The organism is Nannocystis pusilla (genome assembly GCF_026626665.1).
GTDB classification, from domain to species: Bacteria; Myxococcota_A; Polyangia; order Nannocystales; family Nannocystaceae; genus Nannocystis; species Nannocystis pusilla.
On the sequence record NZ_JAPNKE010000002.1, the window covers coordinates 11,665,616 to 11,690,238 of the forward strand.

General features: G+C 72.3%; 23 protein-coding genes and 8 pseudogenes. 20 read left to right on the plus strand and 11 right to left on the minus strand.

Translation table 11 applies throughout. The features are described from left to right. Positions 1-80 precede the first annotated feature (80 nt). The 4 genes and pseudogenes from OV079_RS60190 to OV079_RS51760 all read left to right on the plus strand — a co-directional run. Positions 81-937: pseudogene (locus OV079_RS60190) on the plus strand (SDR family NAD(P)-dependent oxidoreductase). Further along, the gene (locus tag OV079_RS51755; protein ID WP_267778026.1) at positions 934-1,308 is read left to right on the plus strand and encodes a TetR/AcrR family transcriptional regulator; all 375 of its coding nucleotides are present in this window, start codon (positions 934-936) and stop codon (positions 1,306-1,308) included. The pseudogene OV079_RS60190 and the gene OV079_RS51755 overlap by 4 nt, the downstream one beginning before the upstream one ends. Then, positions 1,284-1,337, plus strand: a pseudogene (locus tag OV079_RS60195) (hypothetical protein); the annotation flags it as partial. The gene OV079_RS51755 and the pseudogene OV079_RS60195, both read left to right, overlap by 25 nt. 73 nt (positions 1,338-1,410) lie before the next feature. Next, positions 1,411-1,578, plus strand: a pseudogene (locus tag OV079_RS51760) (hypothetical protein); the annotation flags it as partial. Between the two features lie 48 nt (positions 1,579-1,626). On the opposite strand, the gene OV079_RS51765 reads toward OV079_RS51760, so the two are convergent. From OV079_RS51765 to OV079_RS51790, 6 genes and pseudogenes are all read right to left on the minus strand, one after another. After that, positions 1,627-1,962: a TUGYCR motif thioredoxin fold (seleno)protein gene (locus OV079_RS51765; RefSeq protein WP_267778028.1), complete on the minus strand. Its 336-nt coding sequence runs from the start codon at positions 1,960-1,962 to the stop codon at positions 1,627-1,629. Positions 1,963-2,583: 621 nt separating this feature from the next. Further along, a complete protein-coding gene (locus OV079_RS51770; RefSeq protein ID WP_267778029.1) occupies positions 2,584-2,766 on the minus strand; it encodes a hypothetical protein in 183 nt (60 codons plus the stop codon). A gap of 147 nt (positions 2,767-2,913) precedes the next feature. Further along, entirely contained in the window at positions 2,914-3,744 is an 831-nt protein-coding gene (locus OV079_RS51775) for an SDR family oxidoreductase (RefSeq protein WP_267778031.1), read from the minus strand. 205 nt (positions 3,745-3,949) lie between these two features. Then, positions 3,950-4,027, minus strand: a pseudogene (locus tag OV079_RS60200) (phosphopantetheine-binding protein); the annotation flags it as partial. 1,019 nt (positions 4,028-5,046) lie between these two features. After that, the gene (locus tag OV079_RS51785) at positions 5,047-6,297 is read right to left on the minus strand and encodes an amidase family protein (RefSeq protein WP_267778033.1); all 1,251 of its coding nucleotides are present in this window, start codon (positions 6,295-6,297) and stop codon (positions 5,047-5,049) included. Positions 6,298-6,599: 302 nt separating this feature from the next. Next, entirely contained in the window at positions 6,600-7,538 is a 939-nt protein-coding gene (locus OV079_RS51790) for a helix-turn-helix transcriptional regulator (protein ID WP_267778035.1), read from the minus strand. Between the two features lie 92 nt (positions 7,539-7,630). Between OV079_RS51790 and OV079_RS51795 the strand changes: the two genes are divergently transcribed. Next, positions 7,631-8,335 (plus strand): dihydrofolate reductase family protein, encoded by a 705-nt coding sequence (locus OV079_RS51795; RefSeq protein ID WP_267778037.1) that lies wholly within the window; start codon positions 7,631-7,633, stop codon positions 8,333-8,335. 52 nt (positions 8,336-8,387) lie between these two features. On the opposite strand, the gene OV079_RS51800 is transcribed toward OV079_RS51795, so the two are convergent. Then, on the minus strand, positions 8,388-9,527 hold the full coding sequence (locus OV079_RS51800; protein WP_267778038.1) for an alpha/beta hydrolase: 1,140 nt from the start codon (positions 9,525-9,527) through the stop codon (positions 8,388-8,390). A gap of 280 nt (positions 9,528-9,807) precedes the next feature. Here OV079_RS51800 and OV079_RS51805 point away from each other — a divergent pair, with 280 nt between their 5' ends. From OV079_RS51805 to OV079_RS51825, 5 genes are all read left to right on the plus strand, one after another. Continuing rightward, positions 9,808-10,050 carry a hypothetical protein gene (locus OV079_RS51805; protein WP_267778040.1) on the plus strand — a complete coding sequence of 81 codons (243 nt, stop codon included), beginning with the start codon at positions 9,808-9,810 and terminating at the stop codon, positions 10,048-10,050. Beyond that, the gene (locus tag OV079_RS51810; protein ID WP_267778042.1) at positions 10,047-10,493 is read left to right on the plus strand and encodes a hypothetical protein; all 447 of its coding nucleotides are present in this window, start codon (positions 10,047-10,049) and stop codon (positions 10,491-10,493) included. The genes OV079_RS51805 and OV079_RS51810 overlap by 4 nt, the downstream gene beginning before the upstream one ends. Before the next feature lie 108 nt (positions 10,494-10,601). After that, positions 10,602-11,078: a hypothetical protein gene (locus OV079_RS51815; RefSeq protein WP_267778043.1), complete on the plus strand. Its 477-nt coding sequence runs from the start codon at positions 10,602-10,604 to the stop codon at positions 11,076-11,078. Further along, positions 11,036-11,674 (plus strand): HAMP domain-containing protein, encoded by a 639-nt coding sequence (locus OV079_RS51820; protein WP_267778044.1) that lies wholly within the window; start codon positions 11,036-11,038, stop codon positions 11,672-11,674. Before OV079_RS51815 ends, OV079_RS51820 begins: the two co-directional genes overlap by 43 nt. Next, positions 11,623-12,936: a response regulator gene (locus OV079_RS51825; RefSeq protein ID WP_267778045.1), complete on the plus strand. Its 1,314-nt coding sequence runs from the start codon at positions 11,623-11,625 to the stop codon at positions 12,934-12,936. The genes OV079_RS51820 and OV079_RS51825 overlap by 52 nt, the downstream gene beginning before the upstream one ends. Positions 12,937-12,985: 49 nt before the next feature. Here OV079_RS51825 and OV079_RS51830 read toward each other — a convergent pair whose 3' ends face one another. From OV079_RS51830 to OV079_RS51840, 3 genes are all read right to left on the minus strand, one after another. Continuing rightward, the gene (locus OV079_RS51830; protein WP_267778046.1) at positions 12,986-13,165 is read right to left on the minus strand and encodes a hypothetical protein; all 180 of its coding nucleotides are present in this window, start codon (positions 13,163-13,165) and stop codon (positions 12,986-12,988) included. Then, positions 13,114-13,590: a hypothetical protein gene (locus tag OV079_RS51835; protein WP_267778048.1), complete on the minus strand. Its 477-nt coding sequence runs from the start codon at positions 13,588-13,590 to the stop codon at positions 13,114-13,116. The genes OV079_RS51830 and OV079_RS51835 overlap by 52 nt, the downstream gene beginning before the upstream one ends. 102 nt (positions 13,591-13,692) lie before the next feature. Next, a complete protein-coding gene (locus OV079_RS51840; protein WP_267778050.1) occupies positions 13,693-14,070 on the minus strand; it encodes a hypothetical protein in 378 nt (125 codons plus the stop codon). A gap of 358 nt (positions 14,071-14,428) precedes the next feature. On the opposite strand from OV079_RS51840, the gene OV079_RS51845 reads away from it, so the two are divergent. From OV079_RS51845 to OV079_RS51880, 10 genes and pseudogenes are all read left to right on the plus strand, one after another. Then, entirely contained in the window at positions 14,429-14,812 is a 384-nt protein-coding gene (locus tag OV079_RS51845; RefSeq protein WP_267778051.1) for a LysR family transcriptional regulator, read from the plus strand. After that, positions 14,812-15,327, plus strand: a complete 516-nt coding sequence (locus OV079_RS51850) for a LysR substrate-binding domain-containing protein (RefSeq protein WP_267778053.1) — start codon at positions 14,812-14,814, stop codon at positions 15,325-15,327. The genes OV079_RS51845 and OV079_RS51850 overlap by 1 nt, the downstream gene beginning before the upstream one ends. A gap of 610 nt (positions 15,328-15,937) precedes the next feature. Next, on the plus strand, positions 15,938-16,567 hold the full coding sequence (locus OV079_RS51855; RefSeq protein ID WP_267778055.1) for a hypothetical protein: 630 nt from the start codon (positions 15,938-15,940) through the stop codon (positions 16,565-16,567). Between the two features lie 2,007 nt (positions 16,568-18,574). Further along, positions 18,575-18,970, plus strand: a pseudogene (locus tag OV079_RS60205) (peptidoglycan-binding protein); the annotation flags it as partial. Between the two features lie 25 nt (positions 18,971-18,995). After that, positions 18,996-19,256 (plus strand): annotated as a pseudogene (locus OV079_RS60210) (matrixin family metalloprotease); the annotation flags it as partial. Positions 19,257-19,365: 109 nt separating this feature from the next. Then, positions 19,366-19,890 (plus strand): matrixin family metalloprotease, encoded by a 525-nt coding sequence (locus tag OV079_RS51865; protein WP_267778059.1) that lies wholly within the window; start codon positions 19,366-19,368, stop codon positions 19,888-19,890. A gap of 471 nt (positions 19,891-20,361) precedes the next feature. After that, a pseudogene (locus OV079_RS60215) lies at positions 20,362-20,532 on the plus strand (molybdopterin-dependent oxidoreductase); the annotation flags it as partial. Between the two features lie 104 nt (positions 20,533-20,636). Continuing rightward, positions 20,637-20,849, plus strand: a pseudogene (locus OV079_RS60220) (molybdopterin-dependent oxidoreductase); the annotation flags it as partial. 131 nt (positions 20,850-20,980) lie between these two features. Then, on the plus strand, positions 20,981-21,190 hold the full coding sequence (locus OV079_RS51875) for a hypothetical protein (protein ID WP_267778061.1): 210 nt from the start codon (positions 20,981-20,983) through the stop codon (positions 21,188-21,190). Beyond that, positions 21,187-21,381, plus strand: coding sequence for a hypothetical protein (locus OV079_RS51880; RefSeq protein WP_267778062.1), 195 nt, complete (start codon positions 21,187-21,189; stop codon positions 21,379-21,381). The genes OV079_RS51875 and OV079_RS51880 overlap by 4 nt, the downstream gene beginning before the upstream one ends. Positions 21,382-21,394: 13 nt before the next feature. Here OV079_RS51880 and OV079_RS51885 read toward each other — a convergent pair whose 3' ends face one another. Further along, a complete protein-coding gene (locus OV079_RS51885) occupies positions 21,395-23,818 on the minus strand; it encodes a hypothetical protein (protein ID WP_267778063.1) in 2,424 nt (807 codons plus the stop codon). Between the last annotated feature and the right edge of the window lie 805 nt (positions 23,819-24,623).

Genomic DNA, 24,623 nt, shown 5'->3' on the forward strand with positions numbered 1-24,623 from the left:
GTGCGAGGGATTCTTCAACACCGTGTCGAGCCTGTCAACATGGTGTTGACTGGCGCCGCAGATCGGGTCAGAGTGCGTTCATGAGCACGTTTCACGGGAAAGTGGCGGCGGTGACCGGGGCGGGGTCGGGGATCGGGCGCGCGCTGGCGCTGGGGCTGGCGCGGCGCGGCGCCCGGCTGGCACTTTCGGACGTCGACGAGGTCGGCCTGGGCGAGACCGCCCGGGTGGGGCGCACCCTCGGGGCCGAGGTCGAGGCGGCGCGGCTCGACGTGGCCGACCGCGAGGCGGTGAAGGCGTACGCGACCGCGGTGGCGAGCCGCTCGGGGTGGTGCACCGCTTTACAACAACGCCGGGATCGCGTTCTCGCGATCGGTGCTCGACTCGAGCTACGCGGATTACGAGCGCGTGTTCGCGGTCAACCTAGGGCGTCATCCACGGCACGAAGGAGTTCTTGCCGCACCTGATCGCGTCGGGCGACGGGCACGTGGTCAACATCTCGAGCCTCAACGGCTTCATGGCGCAGGGCCAGATGAGCCACTACTGCACCACGAAGTTCGCGGTCCGCGGGTTCACGGAGTCGCTGCGGATCGAGATGCTGGCGGCGAAGTTGCCGGTGCGCGTGACGGTCGTGCATCCCGGCGGGGTGAAGACCAACATCGCCAGCGCCGCGCTGGCGCGGGCCCGGGCGGCCGGGCTCGCGGTGACCGGCGAGGACGAGGTCCGCGAGCGCGTGTACAACGAGAAGTTGCTGAAGCTCAGCCCCGACCTGGCGGCCGAGACGATCCTCGAAGGGGTCGCGCGCGACGAGCCGCGCGTGCTGGTCGGCAGCGACGCGCGGGTGGTCGACGTGCTGGTGCGCGCGTTCCCGGTGGCGTATCAGCGCGCCGCAGTGGCGCTCGGTCGCCGACTGACGGCGGCGGTGCGGGGCCGGTCATGAGCGAGGGCAAGGACCGGCCGACCCGCGCCCGCCGGGCCCGTCGCCCGAGCGGCGACGACCGCGAGCAGGCGATCCTGGCCAGCTTCGAGGCGCTGCTCGAGCGGCGCGCGCTGCCGGAGATCTCGATCGACGACATCGCCCGCGGCGCAGGCATCTCGCGGCCGACGTTCTACTTCTACTTCCCGTCGAAGGACGCGGTGCTGCTGTCGCTGCTCGACAGGATGGTCGAGCAGGCGCGGGCCGAACGCGACGCGGCGCTGGCGAGCGCGGCCGGCGATCCGGCCCGGCGTGGCGCGCGGCGATCGAGACTTATTATCGGATCTTCCGCGCCCACCGTGCCGTCAGCGTGGCAGCCGCGGACGCGCGGGTGACGAACCCGGAGGTCCGCGCGTTGTGGTCGCAGGTGATGACGGGGCTGGTGGAGGAGACGGCCGCGGCGATCGAGGGCGAGCGAGCGCGCGGGGCGGCCCGCAGCGGGGTGCCGGCGCGACCTGGCGGTGGCGCTGAACTGGATGAACGAGCGGGTGCTGCACGCCGGGTTCGCCGGCCACGCGCCGACGATCGACGAGTCGCAGGTGGTGGACGTGCTGCTGGCGATCTGGCTGGCGGCGATCTACGGCGGCGGGGCGCCGGCGAGTTGAACGCCGCCGGCGCCGATGCGGGGGCCGGTGCTCGCGGCGGAGCGCCGCTCACATCATGGCGAAGTCGAGCAGGATGCCCTTGAGGGCCTCGTACTCGCCCATCTGCGACAGGTCGTGCTCGGTCAGGTTGAACACGCTGACGGGGGCGCCGTCGCGGTCGAGGATGACGACGTCGCGCCAGGTGACCTCCCACCGGGACCAGGCGTCGACGTCGGCGGTGTCCTGCAGCAGCGGGATGTCGCGGCCGGCGACGATCTGCGGCAGGCCGGACTCGTAGCCGACGCCGTTGACGCCGAGCAGGGCGATGCGCAGGTCGGGGTACTCGCCGTCGAGCTCGGCCTGGAGGTCGTTCAGGTAGCCGAACTGGCTACGGCAGTAACTCAAGTGGCGTGGGCGAAGTACCAGCCGGACACGGCGCCGGCGTAGTCGCTGGGACCGCGCGGCTGCTCAGGGTCGCCGAGCTCGGGTTCACGTCGACGAGCCGCCAGTCGGGCGCGAGGCCGTCAGGGCCGGCAGTGGCGGTGTTCGGGTCGTCGCCGGCGCAGCTCGCGAGCGCGAGGGCGAGGAGAGAGGGCGAGATGCGTGGGTTCAGGGGCCGAGGCTACCACCGTTCGCGGGACGCGAGGGAGGCGTGCAGTCGCGGCGCTCATCGCGGGTGATGTGGTCTTTGGGACATGTCGTGGAGGACTCGTGACGATCGACGGTCGGGGCGACGGGCCCAGCGTCCTCGCCCGCGGGCGCGCGCCGTTCGCTGCTGGCCGGGCCCGCCGGCGTGGAATTTCGCGGCGATTCCCGCGAGCGTGGTCGCTGACATGGCGAGGCGAGCCAGCGAGCCGACAGGTGCGAGCGAGCTGCCGCTCGTCGAGCAAGCCATCGCTCACGTCGCGCGGCACGGCTGGCCGTGGGACGCCCGCTGCGATCCTCCGCTCGCTGCGGGCGCGCGGGGTCGAGGTCGAGGCCTGACCTCGACGACGCGTCAGCCCGCTCGTGGCGACCGCTTCGCGCTCAGCGAGCGGCGGCGGCGCGGACCGAGGGCAGGCGATCGGCGGCGAGCCAGCGGCGGAGGTACTTCGCCATCAGCAGGCGATCGATCACCGGGAAGGCGATGTCGCTGCCGGCCAGCGCCGCCAGGGCGCAGGTCGTATCGTAGGTCGGGGTGTCCTCGTAGTTCCCAGCGGGTGAACTCACCCTTGTACACCCGCTCGGACAGCATCGGCAGCAAGGGCACACCGGGTTGTCGCGGGTGTGACAGTCGCGGAGCGTGCTCGAGCCATTCGCGGTAGGGCCGGCGCGACAGTCGGTAGCCGAAGCCGGCGATCATGGCGAAGAGATCGTTCATGTCGAGGGACAGCCCCGGGTCGGGCGGCACCAGGTGGTGGGCGCGATTTTGGTGATCGGCCTGTCCGGCGATATGCAAGATCGCCCGGCTGACGTAATCCACCGGCACGAGCTCCATGCGCTGGCGCGGGAGGTCGGGGAATGCCCCGATCTGGATCGCCCCGCGGACCAGGCGGCCGATGAAGTCCTCGGGTTGCCGGCCCCGGATCGGTTGTGGCCCGCGAGGAACCCGGGGCGGTACACCGTCACCGGCAGCCCGGCGCGCGCGGCCTCCCACATCATGGCCTCCGCGACCCACTTGCTCGCCGCGTAACCGAGGTCGAACGACAGGTACTGCAAATAGTCGTCGAGGTCGTCGTTCTCGTGGACCCGCGAGGGGCCGCCGAAGAACCCGCTCGGGCCGAACACGCGGATCGACGACACGTGATGGACCGGCTTCGGCACGCCCGTGGCCGCCAGGCGGAGCACGTCGGCGGTGCCGCCGACGTTGGTCGCGCGGTGGCTGAGGTATGGCTCGACGAAGTTGAGGTGGTCGCCGGCGTGGAACACCGCGTCGACCGTGTAAGCCAGCGTTCTGAAGATGGGGGCGTCGAGCCCGAAGCGGGGCCGCCCGAGGTCGCCGGGGACGACGTGGATCCGCCGCGCGAACGATTCTTGCCACAGGCCGTAGCGGCTCAGCGCCTGGCGCAGGCGGAGCAGGCCGACCTGACGATTGGTCGTGCGCACCAGACAATGCACGCCGGCGGTGGTCGAGGTGAGCAGCTCGCGCAGCAGGAAGGACCCGAGGAAGCCGGTCGCGCCGGTGAGGAACACTTCGCCGGAGCGCACGCGTCGGCAGGCGGCGCTCGCGCGCGGCGGTGCCGTCGATCAGGGCCAAAGGTCGGAGGCAGGCACGAGTCCGCCAGCCAGTGCCCGGCCCCGTGCCGCTCAGCGCCTCTTCGCCGAGCTGCGCCCGCTGGACCACCATCGCGCAGGCGCGCAGGGTGCGGGCCTCGTAGAGCGCGTGGACGGGGAACTGCACGCGGTAGGCGTCGGCGATTCGCAGCACCAGGTGGGCGGCCCGCGAGGAGTCGCCGCCGAGGTCGAAGAAATCGTCGTCCGGCAGCACCACCGCGACCCCGAGGGTCTCGGCCCAGAGCGCCGCCGCTGGGCCGTGAGCGGGTCGTAGGTGGCGGCGATGAGCGGCGCCGAGCTGAATACGCCCGACTGCGGCTGGCCGTCGACGAGGGCGTCGCGGTCGACCTCGCCGCCCGGGCCCTGCGGCAGGGCGTCGAGGAGGACGAAGCGCGAGGGGATCGGGCAACCGGGCAGCTTGTCACGCAGGCGCTCCAGCAGCGCGTCCGGGCGGAAATCGGCGGGGCGCACGGCACCAGGTGGGCGACGAGGATCTTGTCGCCGTGGACGCCCTCGTGGACGGTCACGGCCGCGTCGGAGAGCAAGCCGCTGGCCAGCAGCACCGCCTCGATCGCCGCCAGAGCGCCGCGCAGATCGTCGTTGTCGGCGCGGCCCGAGGACGAACGCAAGGCAGCATCGATGAGAGAATCGCTCGACCGCGTCGGTCCCGTCCTCCTGCTCCCCGGAGCGCCTGGGCCCGATGGGCCGTGAGAGTCTGTACAATGAACGTCCAGGCGCCGCGCGCGGGCGGCGGTGGCGGCGCTGGTTTTCAGCGCTGACTATGATTATACACAGCGGCACCCCTAAAGGTAGAGACATATTTCGTCGCGCGTACAAAGACATGGCCTGCCACCGCCGCCCCGGGTGTGAGGTGCGCCGCTCGCGGCATCCGTCGCGCGGAACAAACACAACGTCGTCCCTTTTTCGACATTGGCCACACTCGCGCACCAATCCTGTCACAGGCCGCGACCGAGACCTCGTACGCGGGAGGCGAGGCCGATGGACCCCATTTCCGGCGTTCAAGGGCGATCCATCATACCGGCGATTCTCGTCGAGGCGGGGCGGCCGCTGCGCGTCGTGACCCCGCCTGGCAGGAACTGATTCGCCGGCGCCGGTCTCGCAGTCAGCGTGACGCACCGAGAGCAGGCGCTCCCGGCGCCGGACGGTGAAACAGGCGCGCCCCGCGAACTCGAGGTTCGTCGGGGCGACGAGCGCCGTCAGCGAGGATTTTGACGTTTAATGAGATGTCCTGCGGGACATATGCACAATCAGCGGCACCCCGGCGAGGCCCGCTTGCTCGAGCAGGCCCGCGAAGGCGATCGTCGTCAGGTCGGCGAACACGTCGCCGATCACCTGCACGCCGGTCGGCAGGCCCTCGCGCGTGAGGCCCAGCGGACGGCGGTGGCCGGCAAGCCGGGGAAGGTGGCGACGCCCGGCCACGCCATCTGCGGGCCGTACGGCGCCTCGGCCCCGTCGATGACGAGCCGGCGCGGGCCCAGTCCGGCCGGTGGCCGTGGGGGAACGTGGCGACGCCGAACGGCGGGGCGAGCACGACGTCGACGGCCTCGAACAGCGCCCGCCAGCGCCGCACCAGCCGCACCTGGGCGTCCTGAGCGCCATCCAGGCGTGGGCGTCGATCGGCGCGGCGTTCGGGGTGCCGCGCGACAGGATGGTCAGGAGCATGTCGCGGAATTGGCCGTGGGCCTGCCCGAGGTCGGGGAGCGCGTCGTGGCGGCGCAGCACGGTGGCGCCGGCGCGGGCGAGCGCCTCGGCGAGCGCGCCGATCGGCTCGCGCACGCCGGCGTCGGTGTCCGCGGCCGGGTGCGTGTCGAGGACGAGCACCCGGTGCTCCGCGAGGGTGCGGCGGCGCGGCGGCGGCAAGGTCAGGCGGTACGCCGAATCGACGGGAGGCCCGGCGATCGCATCGAGGGCGAGGGCGAGGTCGGCGGCGCGCGCCATCGGTCCGACCACCGCGAGCTCGGGCTCGGCGCCGTCGGTGCCCGGGAACATGTGCCCGGCCATCGACACGAGGCCGTAGGTCGGCTTGTGGCCGAACACGCCGCACAGGTGCGCGGGCACGCGGATCGATCCGCCGATGTCGGACCCGAGCTCGAGCGGCACCATGCCGGCCGCCAGCGCCGCCGCGGCGCCGCCCGACGAGCCGCCCGGCGTGCGCGAGGGATCGCGGGGGTGAAGCGTGCGCCCGTAGACCGGGTTGGCCGCCTGCCAGTCGCCGAGGCCGACCGGCACATTGGTCTTGCCGAGGATGATCGCGCCGGCCGCCTTGAGCCGCGCCACCGCGACCGAGTCGGCCTCGATCGGCCGCTCTGCGAATTGAGCGAAGCCCCAGGTGGTCGGCAGGCCGGCGACGTCGTTGGACTCCTTGACCGTCATCGGCACGCCGGCGAGCGGCAGGCCCTGCTTCGCCGCGCCCGCGGCGTCGAACGCCCGCGCCGCCGCGCGCGCCCGCTCGAAGTCGCGGACCACCACCGCGTGGATCGATCCGTCCCGCGCCTCGATGCGGGCGATCGCCGCCTGCAGGCCGCGAGCGCCGTGATCGTGCCGGCGGCGACGGCCCGCGCCGTCTCGCCCGCGGTCGCCTGATCGATGTCGAAATTCTTCATGCGTGCTGACCTCCCGAAGGGCCGCGAGGGTATCAAGCCGCCCGCGCGGTCGCACGTCGGCGCAGCGAAGCGCGCGCGGCGCGAGCACGGGGACGTGAGGTCATCATGTCGCGGCGGGCCATCTCGAGCCCGATGAGGCGCATGCGCTCGCGCAGGTCCGGCACCTCAGGCGCACGGCGGGGCGTTGCGGCGGGCCATCTCGAGGCCGACGAGGTGCATGCGCTGGCGCAGCTCCGGCGGCGCCAGCACCTCGACGCCGGCGCCCAGGCCGGTGAGCTGGTCGGCGGCGACCTCCTCGCTCTCGAGCAGCAGGTCGAGCTCGCGCCAGCCCTCGGCGTCGGGCGGGTCGGCCTCGGCGAGCATGCGGCGGACGGCGTCGTGCGGGACCAGCCGCGGCAGCGACTTCTGGGCGTAGGGCGACAGGCGGACGCGGCAGCGATAGACGAGCAGCGACTGGTCGAACGCGGCCGACGACGCGGCCCACCACGCGGCGAGGTCGAAGTCGTCGGGCCGCGCGAAGGTCTCGGCGAGCGGCTCGGCGTGGTCGATGCGGCCGACGCGGTAGGTGCGGACATCGCCGCGCGAGCGCGCGATCAGGTACCAGGTGCCGGCCTTGAGCACGAGGCCGAGCGGGTCGACGCGGCGGCCGTGCGGCCAACCGCCGTGGCGCAGCTCGAGCTTGCGGCCCTCCCACACCGCGGTGGCGACCGCGGGCAGCGCGGTGAGCGGCTCGGGCCTGGCGAACCACGCCGGCGCGTCGAGCAGGAAGCGCTGGCGGATCCGCCCGGCCCGGTCGCGCAGCTCGGCGGGCAAGGTGGCGTCGACCTTGGCGCGCGCCGACAGGGCGACCGCGCCGAGGCCGAGGTCGGCGACCGCCTGCGGGGCGCCCGACAGGAACAGCGCGCTCGCCTCCTCGGCCGTGAGGCCGTCGAGCCGCGTGCGCCAGCCCTCGACCAGGCGGATGCCGCCGTGCGGGCCCGGCTCGGTCCACAGCGGGAAGCCGGCGGCGACCAGCGCGGCGACGTCGCGGTAGAGGGTGCGCACCGAGACCTCGAGCGCCTCGGCGAGCTCGGCCGCGGTGGCCCGCTGGCGCCGCTGGAGCACGAGGAGGAGCGCAAGGGCCGGCTCGACCGCATGGGCGCATGATGCCGGAAAATTGCTGACAGGTCCTGTCGGGTCGCTGTCAGCCTCGACGCATGACCCGAACCCAATACTTCGTGGCGGCCAGCCTCGACGGCTTCATCGCCGACGCGGCCGGCGACCTGCAATGGCTGTTTCAGTTCAACGACGTCGAGGGCGTCGAGGCCCACTACAAGGCCTTCCTCGCCGGCGTCGGCGCGCTGGCGATGGGCGCGGCGACCTACGAGTTCATCGTCGGCGAGAAGCCCACGACCTGGCCGTACGCCGGGATCCCGACCTGGGTGTTCACCCACCGCGAGCTGCTCGGCTTCGCCGGCGCCGACATCCGCTTCACCGCCGACGACGTCGGCGCGGTCCACGAGCAGATGGTCGGCGCCGCCGGGGGCAAGCACATCTGGCTGGTCGGCGGCGGCAACCTGGCGGCGCAGTTCCCGCCAGGGCCTGCTCGACGAGATCTGGCTCAGCGTGATCCCGGTGGTGCTCGGCGCCGGTGCGCCGCTGCTGCCCGCGGCGCTGCCCGGGACGCTCGAGCTCACCGCGGTGACCCGCTTCCCGCGCGGGATGGTCGAGCTGCGCTACTCGGTGCCGAAGTCGCGCTGACGCCTGGTATGTACATAGGCGGCGGACGTACGAGCGGCTGGCGACGGACCCATGCGAGCCGCTCGCCGCGGAGAGTCGCCATCGTCTGGCGGCGCTCCGGCGCGGGTCCGACGCCGACGCCGACGCGGCCGGCTCGCGGCTGCTCGTCGAGCCCAGGCTGACCTTCGCCGGCATCGAGATCCGGTTCACGAACCCGCGGCCGCCCGCCGCCGACTACACGATCGACGAGCTCGACGCGTTCGTCGAAGCGATGCTCCTGCGACCGCGTGACGGCTGAACCGGCGTCGCAAGAGCGCTAATCGCCGAGGGTCGCCGCGAGCCAGGCGTCGATCTGGGCCCAGCCGGCCTCGCGGTTGAGGTGGAGGTTGAGGTCGTGGCCGATGTCGGGCAGGACCTCGACGGTGACGTCGGGCGAACTGCTGTGAAGGCGGCCTCGGCGGCGGCGACGTCGGCGGAGGCGAGGATGTCGAACTGGCCGAGCTGCGACAGCACCGGGACCTCGACCTGGTCGACCAGCGACAGGCCGTGGATGCCCTCCGGGTCGCCGATGGCGAGGGCCGTCATCATGTCGAGGACGTCGAGCATCAGCCCGCGCGGCAGGCCCGACACCATGTCGGCGTTGTCGTAGGCGATCACGTCCGGGTCGGAGGTCGGCGGGTAGTAGAACAGTAGCTCGCGGACCGGCGGCGGGATGACCACGTAGGGCTGCTGCAGCGGCTCGGCGAAGGCCTCGGGGTCGATGGGGATGATGCGCGGGGCGTGGGCCCAGCCGGTCGCCACCAGCGCGTCGGCGACGGGGCCGTAGCCGCGAGCGTGTAGACCGAGGTGATGGTGCCCATCGAGTGACCGACGAGGGCGATCTTCTCGAACAGCGGGTCCCAGCACGGGCCGACGGCGCGCATGGGCGAGGACCTGGTCCAGAGCGCTGGCGCTCTCCGCGAGGTCGGCGAGATCGCCGGGCGGAGCGCTCGATGCGCCGGCTCCGAGCATGTCGAGTGCGAGGACCGCGTAGCAACGCTCGGTCATGTAGTCGGCGTATGAGTAATCCTCGCCGTTGATCTGTGGGCCGTCCCAGTACTCGTGGTCGTATGTCCCCCCGTGCAGGAGCACCTGCAGCGTCCTCGGCGGCAGCAGCCCGCATTTGCCTCCCAGCTTCATGGACAAATGCCCCGCGACCGTGTAGTCCTGGTCGTCGGACAGCGTGACCACGAAGTCGACACGCTTCTCGATCGTGATGCTGGGTAACGACAATCCGGCCGCGGCCGAGGTGCTCGTCAGCAGCACCGTCGCCGCCGCCGTCACTGTCGCTACCGCCCCGGTCCCGCGCGTCCACGTCCGCTTGCGATCTGTCATCACTCCGTCCCTCCGATCATGGGTCCATTCGTCGCGGCAGCGCCGGTCGGCGACGAGGCCCGCGAGCGCCCGGTCGCGGCGACTCGCGCGTCCCGGCCGCAATACCGCCGGATCAACGTATCAAGCCGGCGGCGCCGCCGCCAAGACAACTCGTCGGTCTCTCCCCGCGACATTCACGCGTGCCGCGGTGAATGTGGGCACAGGGAGCAAGGGGGCCCGCCCCGCGCCCCTGTGCCGGCATGTCGGATGCCTCGCAATGAATGATCATACCCCCCGCGCCATGACGGCGCCGCGCGCCGCGGAGCTGCAGCGACGGATCGTGCAGAGCGCCCAGGTGCTGGTGGTGGCCTGCCTCGTGGCGGCCGCGGGCAACGCGGGCATCACGATCTTCCTCGCGCACGTGTGGCAGCTCGACGGCATCATCGCGGTGCTGCTGAGCCTGGTCGCCGCGTACGCGGGTGTGGTCGTCCCTGCGCGCGGGCGGGAGACCTCGAGGGCGCCGTCCGCATCGCCATTCGTGTGATGACCGTCGCGGTGATCGTGTGCTCGATGCTGATGGCCGGGACCGCGGGCAGCCTGGCGCTCACGGGCTTCATCACGGCGCTGGCGCTGGCCCCCGGGGTGCTGTCGTTCCGCGAGGTCAACCGGACGATGCTGGCGGTCACGCTGATCGGCATCGCGCTGATCGCCGCCGACGCGATGGGGCCGCCGTTTCAGGCCGTCTTCCCGCTGTTCCAGACGTGGCTTTACATCATGACGTCGGCCGGGATGGTCGGCCTGTTCCTGCTGGTCGTCCGCGACTTCCAGCAGTACCCGCTGACCACCAAGCTGCAGGTCGCGTTCCTGTTCGTGGCGCTCGGCGGGGTCGGGCTGCACGTCGGCCTCGGCGGGATGGGGATGCGCGAGGACCTCGAGGCCCGCGGCGCGGCAGCTGGGGCACGTGGCGACCGCGGCCGCCGAAGCTAGTCGACGACGCGCTCGCCGACGCGCGCGCTCGCGGCCAGCGACGCCCGCCAGGCCGACCTCGCGGCCGCCGGCGCGGACGGGGACGGCCGTCGTCGCGCGGAGGCGGGCGTGGCGGCGCTGGTCCGGCGCGAGTTCAGCCCGGCCGTCGGCGCGGCGCTGGTCGGCGAAGGCGGCGCGGTGTGGGCGTCGGCCGGCGACCTCGGTCCGGTGGGGTTCGGCGACGGCGCGCAGGCGCGGCTGGGCGCCGACGCGGTCGAGGTCGCGGCGCCGGTGCTCGCGGGCGACGGCACGCGCACGGCGACGCTGCGGGTCCGCTATGCCACCGGAGCGCTGCGCGAGGCCCTCGACGAGGTCGCGGCGGGGGTGGGCGAGGGGGTCGGCGTGCTGGTGTTCGCGGCCGACGGCGAGCCGCTGCTGCGGGCCGGGGCCGACGCGGCGACCCGCGGTGCAGCGCGCGCGAGCAGCCCGAGGGCCTGCGGATCCAGCTGCGACCGCCGGGGCCGAGCGGCCTCCAGGTCGCGGCGACGATCGAGGCGGCGATCTTGCTGGCGCCGATCGCCGCGCGCGACCGCGACGCGACGCTGATCGCGATGCTGATCGCCGCGCTGGTGACGGGCGTGGCGTTCGCGGTCGGCAGCGTGCTGTCGCGGCCGATCCTCGGGCTCACCGCCGCGGTGACGCGGATGCGCGGCGGCGACCTGAGCGCGCGCGCGGACGAGGGCTCGCACGACGAGATCGGCGAGCTGACGCGGGCCTTCAACGCGATGGTGGCCCAGCTCGGCGAGCTCATCGAGGGCCTGCACGCCCGCACCGCCGAGCTGCACGTCGAGATCGCGACTCGCAAGCAGCGCGAGCTCGAGCTGCAACGCCTCAACGAGGAGCTGTCGTCGGCCCGCGACCGCGCGCTCGAGGCCAGCCGGGCCAAGAGCACGTTCCTGGCCAACATGAGCCACGAGCTGCGGACGCCGCTCAACGCGATCATCGGCTACACCGAGCTGCTGCAGGACGACGCGTCGGCCGCGGGCGAGCGCGAGGTGGTGCGCGACCTGGGAAGATCCACGGGGCCGCGACGCACCTGCTGTCCGTCATCAGCGACATCCTCGACCTGTCGAAGATCGAGGCCGGCAAGATGGACGCGCACATCGAGCCGGTGGTGTTCGCCGAGCTGGCCGCCGAGGTGACCGTCGCGCTGGCGCCGCTGGCCCGCAAGAACGGCAGCGCGTTCGTCGTCGACGTCGACCCCGGCGTCGGCGTGCTGCAGACCGACCGCACCTGGCTGCGACAGATCCTCTACAACCTCCTCAGCAACGCGGCCAAGTTCACCAGCCGCGGCCAGATCCACCTGCAGGCCAGGCGCGTGGTCGACGTCGACGCGGGGCAGGACGAGCTCCGCGTCGTCGTCTCCGACACCGGCATCGGCATCCCCCCCGACAAGATCGGCGCGCTGTTCGAACCATTCACCCAGGCCGACGACTCGACCACGCGCCGCTTCGGCGGCACGGGCCTCGGGCTGGCGATCACGCGCCGCTTCTGTCGCATGCTCGGCGGCGACATCACGGTCGAGAGCGTGCTGGGGCAGGGCTCGAGCTTCACGGTGACGCTGCCGGCGCGCAGGTTCGTGCCCGCGGTGTTCGAGCGGCCGGGCGAATGGAGCGAGCTGGTCGAGGTCGACCCGCCGGCCGAGGGCGCGTCGACGGTGCTGGTGGTCGACGACGAGGCGGTGGTCCAGGAGCTGATGGCCCGCTTCCTCGCGCGCGAGGGCTATCGGGTGATCGGGGCGCGCAGCGGCGCCGAGGCGCTGCGGCTGGCCCGCGAGGTCTCGCCCGACGTGATCACGCTCGACGTGATCATGCCGGGGATGGACGGCTGGGCGGTGCTCACCGCGCTCAAGCGCGACCCGGAGCTCGCCGAGGTGCCGGTGGTGGTGATGACGATCGTCAGCGACCGCGACGTCGGCTTCTCGCTCGGCGCCTCGGACTACCTGCTCAAGCCGATCGACCGCGACCGCCTGCTGGCCACTCTGGCCCGCTACCGCAAGCCGAGCCTGCCGGCGTCGGTGCTGGTGGTCGACGACGAGCCCGACATCCGCGAGCTGCTGCGCCGGCTGGCCGAGCGGGCCCAGTGGTCGGTGCGCGAGGCCGCCAACGGCCGCGAGGCGATCGGCGCCCTCCGCAGCGCCGTGCCCGACGTGGTGCTGCTCGACCTGATGATGCCCGAGGTCGACGGCTTCGAGGTGATCCAGACCATGCGCGCCGAGCCGGGCTGGCGCGACATCCCCGTCATCGTCATCACCGCCTGCGAGCTGACCGCGAGCGAGTCCGAGTTCCTGCACGCGGGCGTGCACCGGGTGCTGCGCAAGGGCAGCTACTCGCAGGCGGCGCTGCTGAACGAGGTCCGCGCGCTGCTCGAGACGGCGGCGACGCGGCGCGGCGACGTCGCGTAGCCGCGAGGGTGGCAGATCCGCGGATCGGGCGAATGCGCCGACCGTCGATTCACAGGTCGGGGACGATGAACACGCCGGCCAGGCACATCTCGTTGCTCGTGCCCCAGCCCGGCAGCACCGGGTCCTTGGCGCCGCGGGTGTCGTAATCGCAGGTGATCCGCAGCTTCGAATCTTGAGTCAGCGGATCGGCTGCTCGTAGAAGTAATAGAGCTGCCAGTTGAAGTCCCACCGCTGCACGTCGGCGACGCACTGCGGGCCGGCGTCGCCCTCGACCAGCTCGACCCGCTGCTTGCGGCCGTATTGATGCATGTGCGGCAACACCCCGAGCAGCTGGCCCGACTCTGCGCCGAGGTACTTGAGGAAGTTGCCGGGCTCGAAGTCGAAGCTGAACTTCACCGAGGGCTCGCCGGGCGCGAGCTCGATCGGGTCGGGGGTGGCGAGGCTGCTTAGCAGGTCGTCGGGCAGGAAGAAGTGGCCCTCGCGCTCGACGCTGTCGGCCCAGCGGACGTGGAACTTCGTCTTGTCCTCGGTGCCCGCGAGCGCCTCCTCGGTGAGGTTGTAGTGGACCTGGACGATCATCCAGTCGTCCTTGGCGATCCGGTAGCCGGTGCCCTCGGGCAACTCGCTGATGCCCTGACCGGGGGCCCATGACACGGGGATCCGCGCGGCTGCACGCCGTCGCCGGCGGCGCCGAAGCACGGCCAGCCGTCGCGGTCGGGCGATTCGGCGTCGAGGGCCTCCATGATGTCCCTGTTCTCACGCCGCCGGCCCCGGGGCCTCGGGGTCGACGGTGATGACGAGGACGTGGTGGATCATCTCCGGCACGCCGGGCTCGACGCTGTAGCCGGTGAGGAAGCGGTCGGCGGTGAGGCCGGTGTCGACGCGGAAGCAGCGGTACTCGTCGAACGCCGCCAGGTCGGTGCCCTCGGCCTCGGGGACGAAGCTCGGCGTCTCGTAGGTGACCGCGTCGGTGAGCACCTCGACCTCCGGCACCGCGAGGTCGGTGCGCGGCTCGCCCTCGGGCGCGCCCGCGTCGGACCACGCGCGGATCGCCTCGATCTCCGCCGGCGCGAGCGCGCGCGAGCCCTCGAAGGTGCCGCACGAGCCGTCGTCGGTGACCAGCCACGGCGGCATGGTCCGCGCCTCGACGGCCGCCGCCGACGCGCCGGCCCACTGCTTGGCCTCGGCGTAATCGTCGAGCGCGAACGGCCCGATCCCGCCGGCTTGATGACAGGTGACGCAGCGGGAATAAAGATCGGCGCGACGTCCTGCCAGTAGGTGACGCTCGCGTCCTCGCCGGGACTGCCGGTCGACGAATCGTCGCCGTCGCCCTCGCCGCAGGCGACCCCGAGCACGAGCAATGGAACGCCCCACAGGGCCGCGCCGGCGCCCCGACCTCTCACGCGTGGATTCATTTGCGTACTCCGACCGGCATGATGGCCGCCGGGTTGCTTCGCAGCGATGGGCATTTCTGCTAAACCGTTTTTCGCTCATGGAAACCAACACGCCGACCTGGGACGACCTGCGCGTGCTGCTCGCGGTGCATCGCCACGGCAGCTTCCTCTCGGCCGGGCGCGAGCTCGGCACGTCGACCTCGACCGTGGCTCGCCGAATCGAGGCGCTCGAGTCTGCGCTCGGGAGCACCCTGGTGCACCGCAGCAGCGCGGGCACGTCGATCGAGCCCGACGCGCTGCGGCTGGTGGCGCTGGCCGAGGAGCTCGAGCACGGGCTCGAGGCGGTGCGTCGCGACTCGGGCGGGCAGGCGTCGCGCCTGGCCGGGACGGTGCGGCTGTCGGTCGGCGACGGGTTCGTGCGCGCGGTGACCCAGGGCCTGGCGGATTTCGGCGCAAGCACCCCGAGACCTGCATCGAGCTGATGTCCGAGTCGCGCCTGGCCGACCTCGCGCGGCGAGAGGCCGACATCGGGCTGCGCACGACTCGGACCGAGTCGCAGGTGCTCATCGAGCGCCGCCTCGGGGTGCTGCGCCTCGGGCTGTACGCGTCGCAGTCGTACGTCGAGCGCCGGCTGCGGAGCGCCCGCCTGCGCCCCGGCGATTTCGAACGCCACGACTTCATCGGCCACAGCGGCCCGGCGGCGCGCCAGAAGGTCGGCGAGGACTGGCTGGTCGCCCGCGGCGCGAAGCACTTCCCGTTCCGCTCGAACTCGATGCTCGCCATCGTCGAGGCGACCGAGCGCGGCCAGGGGATCACGATGCTGGCGGAGGTGGTCGGCCGCGAGCTCGACCGGGTGGTGCGGATCGAGGTCGACGAGCCGCCGCCGTCGGTGACGGTGTGGCTGGTGTATCACCGCGAGCTGCGCCAGGTGCCGCGGATCCGCGCAGTCGTGGCGGCCCTCGAAGAGCTGTTCCACCAGCGCGTCGGCGCCGGCTGAGAGTTCGAGGGCTGGCGCGGTGCCACGAATGCACGGCCGGTCCGCGACGGGCGATTCGACGGCGCGGTGCGTGCATTGGGACGGGCGGGCGACTCGACGGCGCGGCGCGCATTGGGACGGACGGGCGACTCGACGGCGCAGTGTGTGCATTGGGATGGACGGGCGAGCTCGGCCTGCGCCGGCCCTTTGGATGCATATGTATCTCGGGACATGTAGAAATGGGCCGAGCACGGGTGTCGCCGACCGCCGACCGCGGTCGGGCGCGAAATCGGCGGGCGGCCGTTGCCGTCGCTCGTTCGCGAGCGACGGCGCGGGCCCGAGCGAGCGGTCGCTTCGATTTTGCGCGGCCGGAGTCGAGCGCCCGCAGCGTCTGCAGGATTCGCGGCCGCCGCGGTGACTGCGCAGCCGAGGCGGCCGCGCCCGATTGCGCGGCGTAGGGGTTCCCCTGCTCCCGTTGGTTGCGCCGGCGCGATCTTCGTCAAGCCTCGGACGAGGAGCATTCGGAGCGAGTTATGCTGCACCTCGGCGAAATGAACCTGTTGGAGTACGACCCCGACGTATTCCGCCGTTTGAACGACTTCTCCAGCGCGCGGACGAGCTGGAGCGCCGGGTGCAGGACGTCACGCGGCTGGGAAATGTCATCACCGAGTACGGCCTGGAGAGCAGCGTCGGGATCAATCTGATCCACAAGCACTTCGACCTGGCCGCCGACGAATTGGTCCTGCGCGAGTTCGAGGGCGACGCCGCGTTCATGCGACCGAAGCGCGCCCGCGAGTGCCGGGGCCACCTGCCGTACCTGTGGAAGCTCGACCGGGAGCGAGCGGCAAGGGCTGGTACCGCTGGATTCGTGCACCCGCTGCCCGAGCATCACATCGACGCGCGCGCCGAGATCGAGACGATCCGGGCGGCGGTCGAGTTCCTCGACGCGCTCGCCGATTGCCTGGAGGAGCTCGAGCTGGCCGATCTGTTCGGGATCGTCAGCCTGGCGTCGCGCCGGCCGTTCGAGCTCGACAGCGAGACGACGCTGCTCGAGACGACGGACGAGGTGGGCCGCGTGCTGACGCTGCGACCGACCCCGCGCGACGCGCTCGAGACGATGGACACGACCAAGACCCTGTGGGTCTTCAGCCCCGGACGAGACCGCCGCCTGACGGCGGGGACGCAGTGCGTGAGCCACTGCATCAGCCATTGCCACGGCCACGTCCTGCAGCGCCCGGACGTCGCGTCGGGTTCGCTTTAAATAAATAAATGCGCGCACAGAGATCGCAGTGACGAGGCGCCCGAGCGGTGTGCCTCGTGGCACGTGCAGGCGTGCGTGCGCCGCCGGACCTCCCGGGCCGCATCGTCGCGGCCGCAGCGGCGGCCGCAGCATGGGCCACGCCCGAGCGCGCGGTCGCTGCGGCGACGCGCGCGAGGACCTCCCGCGGCGATCGTCCGCCGGTGTGCCACACTGCACGTGCCAATCTCCCGAGCGTTGCCGGCGCCGAAGCGTGTCGCACCTTTCATTGCAGGAGGGAAAAGACGTGCATCCTGCCGAACGGCTGAAAGAGTTCAAGGCCAGGGCCAAGGCGATGGCCGCTGCGGAGCGCAGCGCGGCGCTGACGAGCGAGGGCTTCAAGCGCCTCGTGGAGGAGGCGGCCTGTTCGGCCCAGTCAGCCGCGGAGTGCGAGTCTCACTGCGTGGGGCACTGCGAGACCCATTGTCACGGTCACACGCCCCCTGGGCGGCAGGGCTGCAGGGTCGATGAGGGCGGTCAGTCCGGGTGCGCGAGGCAGTGGCCCCGCAATGGGTCGCGCAGTGGCCGTCGCAGTGCACCTCGCAAAGGGCGGCCGCCCGCGGGCGGAAGGTCGTCCGATCGACGAGGCGCGCGAATTCCTGGCTCGCCAGCGCCGCGCGCCGCTGCTCGCACGGCAGCGCCTTGGCGGCGCGCTTGAATCGTTGTAGTCGTTGTCTCGGGTCCACGGGCGATGCCTCCTCCGCAGCAAGGTGTGCAGTCGCGTCGTCTGCGACCTCGCGGCGCGATGCCGAGGCGCCTCGCCCCGGACGCGGGCCGGCGACGTCGAAGCGAGGTCCGCGGGCGCTGTCGTCATTTCGCCGCTTCGCCGGTCGCGCCTCGCGGGCGCGAGCGGTCGGGGTGCGATCGGCAGTGATTGCCGCAGTGGGCGCCGCAGTGATTGCAGCAGTGCCCCTCGCAGAGGACGGCGAACCTGGCCGAGCAGGTCGCCGCCTCGATGAGGCGCGCGATTCCTCGCTCGCCAGGGCGGCGGTGCGCTCTTCGGGCCCATCGCCTTGGCGTTCCGCTTGAACCTCGCAATCGCTCGGCCGGATCCATGCGACGTCCCCTCGCTCCGAGCGAAGGTGGGCCACGCCCGCAGTGCGGGCACCTGGGCCGCGCCGCCGATGCGTCGGGTCACGCCCGCTGGAGGCGACGGGCGCGCTGCTCACGATTGCGCAGGCGAGGCGAGGGCCGAGGCGCGCGCCGGGGGCGACGTCCGCGGCGCGCAGGGCCGGCGAGACGGCTCGATGGCCGCCGCGCCGCGGCCCCGGGCGCGAGCTCCGACTCACCTCACTCGGGGATGATGAATGCGACGAGCTTGTCGCAGAACACCGCGTCGAACGGCCCCGAGATCGGGCCCTCGATCGTGCCGACGAGGCGCGGCGGATCGGCGGGGTCGTGCGTGTCCCAGTTGCCCGCGAGCTCGGTGATCTTGACGGTGTCGGGCCCCGGGGCACGCTCGTCATCTCATTCTCGTGGATCATGGCGGTGGTCTCCCACGTGCCGAGCCAGCCGTCTTCCAGCGACGTGTCCGTCGAGACCCAGTGCTCGAGGACCAGCGCGAATTTTTCGCCGGGGCGGGGGTTCACGTAGGGTCTGGCGACCTCGATCCGCAGGGGCCGCCAATCCGGTGACGCTGCGATGATTCGCCCGTGCGGAGCAATGACCTCACTGGCACATCGATCGTGGTCTGCTCTGCGCACCGCGGCTCGGAGGACGGCATGGGTCGCACGCGCTCCATCTCGGAGGTTTCATCGCGGGCTCGCGGTTTCACGGCGTGCAGGCGCCGGTCGTGCGGTTTGCCACGGGATTCGTGGACCGGCCGCAGGCGCGATTGCGGGGCCTCTTCATGACGTTCTGAAAGCGTCCGGCGATCGCGGCGATGATCCGGCCGGGTCGGCGCGCCGCATATTCGTCGGACTCGGTCCCGGCGATGCCGGGGCATTTTTACAGGACTAAGGAGAATTACCCATGGTTTCATCGATCCACGGTCGTTTCGCGCGACGCGGCCTCACGGCCCTGGCGTGCGTCAGTTTCACGGTTTCATGCGTGGAGGGCGAGGGGCTGCCCGCGCAGGGCGACGACACCGGCGCCGACGGCGACCCGTTCGTCGGCGACCTCGCCGACGCGCCCGAGCTCGGGCCGGTCGTCGGCGATCGCGGCGAGAAGGTCGCGCGCGCCCACGCCTACCTCAAGCAGTACGGCTATTTCCCCAACGCGGCGCTGGAGCGCCTGCCGGGCTGGAAGCCGGTGCTCGACCACGAGCCGGAGGACCCGGAGGTGTTCGACGAGGTGCTCGAGGAGGCGGTGTCGCGGTTCCAGGCGGCGCACGGGCTCGTCGTCGACGGCACGCTGAACGCCGAGACCCAGCGGCTGATGGCCGCGCCTCGCTGTGGGATCCCCGATTATTACGAGCTGCCGCGCCCGCGCCAGGGGTCGTCGCAACTGTGCACCCGGCTCCACCTGGGACTCGAACCAGGTCCTCTACCGCTTCCGCAACTTCACCGGAGATCTCGCCCAGGAGGACGTGCGCGGGGCGATCGCGGAGGCGTTCGCCCGCTGGGGCGCGGTGACCAACCTGCGCTTTTACGAGGAGGACGACGCCGACATCGAGATCAGCTTCGGCGCCGGCAACCACGGCGACAATCGGCCGTTCGACGGCGCGAGCGGGGTGCTCGCCCACGCCTGGCCGCCGGGGAGCGGGCCCTCGGCGACGTCCACTTCGACGAGGACAGACCTGGAACCTCGGCGGCGGCGACGGGGTGATCGACCTGCGCTCGGTCGCGCTCCACGAGATCGGGCACGCGCTGGGCCTCGATCACTCGGACGACACGGACGCGGTGATGTACGCGTTCTACGGCGGGCCGAAGCCCAACCTCCGGCTCGACGACGTCATCGGCATCCAGTCGCTCTACGGCGATCGTCTCAACCTGTCGTATTCGGCGTGGGGACCGATCCCCGGCAAGCACTGCATCTCGGTCGCCGAGCACTCCGATCCGTACGCCTGGGACGACAACTACTTCTGCTCGGACAAGGACATCGGCGCGCAGTGGTCGATGTCCGGGCCGATCGCGGGCATGCGGTGCACCCAGATCGTCGAGCCGGTCGACCTGCACGCCTGGAGCGACAATTATCTGTGCGTGCCGACGAGCAGCAAGTGGATCTTCAACTGGCGGTACGACGGGCCGGACCAGGGCAACCGCTGTGTGCAGTGGCACGAGTACGCCGACCCCGACACGTGGGACGACAACTTCCTCTGCGGCACGCAGCTGCCCTGGCCCTGGTGAGCGGAGCGCCGGCGACCACGGGGGGCCGGCCACCGGCGCGGGTTCATGCCTCCGGGGTGGGCGTGGCGCCGCGGTGTGCCTGCGGCGGATCGGGCGAGGCCGGCGCCTGCGACGATGATCCGCGTCGGCTGCGCAGCGGCGGTCGAGGCGGTCGCGCGTGGTCGCGGCGATCGCCGGCAAGGGTGCGTCCCGCATTTCACCGGTCGCGCCGCGCAGCGATCCGCGGGTGCGGGCACAACTGCGCCTTCACCGCCGCGCGGCCCGTTGCCGGGCATTCGCGCGGTGATAGCTTTCGTCGGCGACCTCGCTCGATCTCGCGAATCGCAAGGGTATCCTGTGCCGCCGAAGCCACCGCCCAACTACGTCGTCCAGTCGACGCCCTCGAACTATTTCATCTCGCGCGGAAATGGTTCGGAGGAGATGAACTTCGGCGCGGCGCAGGAGTACGGCGATTTCGTCCCCAACGATCGCATGTACATCCACAGCCGCGCCGCCCCGCCGAAGCTCGACGTCGCCGACTGGCGCCTCGAGGTCGGCGGGAGCGCCGTGGCGAAGCCGCGCTCGTTCACCTACGGCGAGCTCCTCGCGCTGCCCGCGGTCACGCTCCGCCGCGTCCTCGACTGCGGCGTCAATTGCCGCGCCTTCTTCCCCAAGGTCTCGCCCTACAAGAGCTTCAGCGGCTGCCCGTCGGCTGGACTCAATGGCACTTCGGCGCGGTGGGGGCGACGGAGTGGACGGGCGTGCGGGTCAAGGACGTGCTGGCCGCGGTCGGGCTCGGCCCGGCCGCGAACGCCCGCTTCACCAGCCTCGATTCGATCGTCACGTCGGCCGGGCAGTCGCCGTATTCGCAGGTGATCGCGCTCGACAAGGTGCTCGCGGACGACACCCTGCTGGCCTACGGAATGGCGGGCGCGCCGCTGCCCGTCGATCACGGCTTCCCGCTGCGCGCCGTGTTCTCCGGCTGGGGCGGCAACTCTGCGGTCAAGTGGCTCGGCCGCATCGAGGTGGCGAAGGAGCCGCTGCCGCTGTCGCACTTCCAGCGCAATCAGGTCCTCGCGGGTCCGGACTATCCGGAGGAGATCCCGCCACCGTGGGCCCGGTCCGCAGCGCGCTCGAGCTGGCCGAGGGCCTCACGCTGTCGCCGGGCGACCAGACGCTGCACGGTCGCGCGTGGTCGGGCGCCGGCGCGATCGAGGAGGTCGACGTGTGCATCGAGCGGCAGATCGCGCCCAATCGCTGGAGTTCGGTGTGGATCCGCCCTAGCGCGCGGCGAAGCTGCTCCACAAGGCCGAGCCGATGATGTGGGTGCGCTTCGAGGTGCTGTGGAAGGGCGCGGAGCCCGGGCGCTATCGCTTGATGACGCGGGCCGCCGACGACGCCGGTCGGGTCCAGCCGCGACCCGAGGCGATGGTGTGGAATCAACACGGCCTCGGCTACAACGGGCACGCGCCGCTCGAGCTGTCGGTCAGCCCGATGGCGAACCTGCCGTAGCGAGCTCGCGGCCTCACGTGCGCGCGGCGAACCAATCGAGGCACCGCGGCGCGCGGCCTTCTGGGTCTCTCGACAGCGACTTGCCGTTGTCGAGGTTGCCCTTGCTCACCTCGGCGAGGAAGGCCGGGACGTGGGCCTCGGACCACGCGTAGTAGAGCGGCCACAGCCACTTGCTGCTCAGCCGCGGCAGGCCGTAGTAGCCCGGCACCGCCTGCTGGGCGCGCGTCCAGGCGATGAGCGCGGGGGCCAGCTTGCGGCCGTCGAGCGACGCGAGCGCGCGGCCGAGTGACTCCCACTTCGCGGCCGCGCCGCGCGGCTTGCCGAAGTTGGACCAGTCGTTTCGCATCAGCGGCTGGTAGGCGTAACACCAGGGCGAGCGCCTCGCCGTCGCAGCCCGCGCGGCGCACCGCGTCGAACAGGTCGCGCAGCGGATCGTAGTCGCCGACCTTGGCGGCGAACTCGGCCGCGAGCGAGGTCCAGCGCACGCTACCCAGGCCCTGCAGCACCGCGGCCTCGTCGAGCGGTTCGGCGCGGGCGAGCTGGCCCAGCCACTCGAGCAGCGGCCGCCGCTCCTCCGCCGGCTTCTTGTCGACCGCGCAGCCGGTGCCGAAGAAGGCGAGCTCGTGCGAGTCGCGGAGCACGCTCTCGAGCAGAGAGGCGTCGCGGCGGTCGGTCCAGCGATCGAGGACGACGAGGCGCGCGCGGCGAAGGCGAGGCGGTCGCCGAGGTCGATGCCGTCTCGCTCGGCGAGCTGCCACAGCGCGGCGCTGTGAGCGACGGCGTCGCGCAGCAGCACGTACGCGAAGGGGCGGCCCGCGGCGGCCTGCGGGGTGGCCGGGAACTCGCGCCAGGGCTGCGCGAACCAGGCGGTCGCGGCCCGTTCGCGCTCGTCGGCGGTGCGCGCCGGATCGAGGAACCACGGCGGGTCGAAGCCCGGCGGGATGGTGCCGGGCGCCGGCGGGGCGAGCTGCGCCCGCAGCCGGCGGATCGGCTCGCCGTGGTGATCGATCTGCCACGACAGGCCGGCCGCGATCGACAGCCTGCGCGCGGCCTCGTAGTCGGCGAGGGCGCCCGCGAGCTCGCCCGACGCCTCTCGCACCTGCGCGCGGGCGGCGTACTCCTCGGCCTGGAACCCGCGCCCGCTCGCGGTGCCCGCCGCGCGCGCGCGCTCGAGGTCTTGCTCGATCCGCGGCGTCGCGGTCGCCAGCGCCTTGCCGCTCAGCGCGGCCGCGCGAGCCACCAGGCGCGCCTTCTCGTCCGCCGCGGGGGCCTTGCGACCTTGCGGTCCTTGCACGGATCGCCGCCCTCGGCGCGCGCGACCAGCCCCTTGGCCACCCGCGCCAGCGCGACGCCGCGGCGATCGGTGACGTCGCCCGCCCAGAACATGCAGCGGCCGACCATGCTCGGATCGGTGGGCGCGTCGAGGGCCGCGGCGCGGTTCCAGTCCTCCTCGGCGGCGTCGAGGTCGGCGGCGCCTGTACATGCATCGAGGTAGAGGCGGCACTCCCAGCGCGCGCAGCGTCTCGGGCAGCGCGACGTGATACGGGACGACGAGGTCGAGCAGGCGCTTCGCCTCGGCGTAGGCGCGGTGGTACAGCAGCTTCATGCCGAGGTTCTGGGCGACGCCGAGAGCGACCTCGTGGACCGCCCCGTCGCCGTCCTGGAGGAGGGCGGGCAGCGCCTTGTCGACGAGCGCGTAGCAGGTGAGGTGGTTCGAGAGGCTGAGCTGCGGCAGCACGTCGGCGATCCGCGACGCGACCGCGAGGCGCTCGGCGGCGCTCTCGGAGGTAGCGAACGGGATGACGCGCTTGATCGCGCCGTGCGGCGAGGTGCTGCGCGACCACTCGGACTCGGGCGTGACGGGTGAACGCGCGGCGACGGCTCTGGCGATCGCGGCGGGGGCCTTGCGCGGACGAAAGTCGCGCGAATAGAGGCCGCGATCGGGGCCGAAGCGGCCGTCGACGTCGTAGAGGCGCCGGAGGAGCAGGACGGCCTCCTCGGGCGCGCCGGGGACGAGCGCCGCGGCGACGGCCTCGAGGCCCTCGAGCCAGTCCGGATCCGTCTCGAGCTCGTGGAACCGCGACCAACCGTTGGCGCCGCCGCTCGGATGCGAGGTCAGCGTGGCGACGAGCGACGGCAAGACGGCGCGCTCGGCCGCGGACTGGCTCTGGCCCCATACGTCGGCGCACAGCCGCAGGTAAGCGCTGGCGCGGCGACGGACGTGCCGGAGGGCGTCGGGCGCCTGCACGCCGACGAGGACGTGCGGGCCGTCGAGTCTGGCCGCGAAGCCGGGCACGACCCGGTCTCCCGTCAGCAGGTGCCGCGCATAGGCGGCGAGCACCCGCCCGAGCCCGACCTCGAGCGGCGTGCGCGAGACGTGCTCGGGGTTCGCAGGAGCTTCTGGTGGCGCGGCGAGGGGTCGCTTCGTCCGGGGCATGCGCGCGGCGAGGGTACTCGATCGCCTCTCGGGTGAGGGCGCGATTGCGACTGCCGGGACAATGACGTCTCCCGTCAGGAGCGACGACGGCGGTTCGCCGAGGCCTTTATGGGGACCGCGAATGCCCGAGCGAGTCGACGCCGATCGCGGCGGGGACCCGATCTGGCGCTCGGGCTCGGACCCGTCGCCGACGTCGACGGCCGCGGCGATGGGGCGCCTTCACGGGAGCGGCGGAAGCTCCACGTGATCGACATCGACGCGCCCTGCATCCAGACGCGCGAGCTCAAGCGGCCCGCGGAGGACCCGACCGCCGGCGACATCGACAGCGACGCCAAGGCAGACATCGTGGCCGGCAGCGGGCGTCGGTGTCGATCTCGCGGACAAACTCGTGACCCCGAGAGCGGGGTGAGCCGTGCTCGGCGAGCTCGCGCAGCCGCCCGCGACCGGTGACGCCGGCGTCGGTCGAGGCCCGCCGGCGCGCCGATGCAGACCCTGCTGCGAGTCGGGCAGGCGTGCATCTCCTCTCGCATCGACCGACCGCCCTGCGACGATCGACCGCACCCGCCGACCTGATGAATGAGGGGAGCCGCGGCCCGAGGCGAGGCGACTTCGAGATCTCGCAGCCACTGTGCACAAACCGTCGCGTCTCGCGGCACCGCCCGGCTCCAGGAGTCGCGCTTCCCCGCGTCGACCCCTCCCGCCGCGCAGGGGTTGTTCCGCATCCGCGGACGGGTCCCGCAGCGAACGGCCCCGATCCTTCTCGGCACGGGCCCATCGACGCCGACGCGGCGGCGCCGACGGGAAT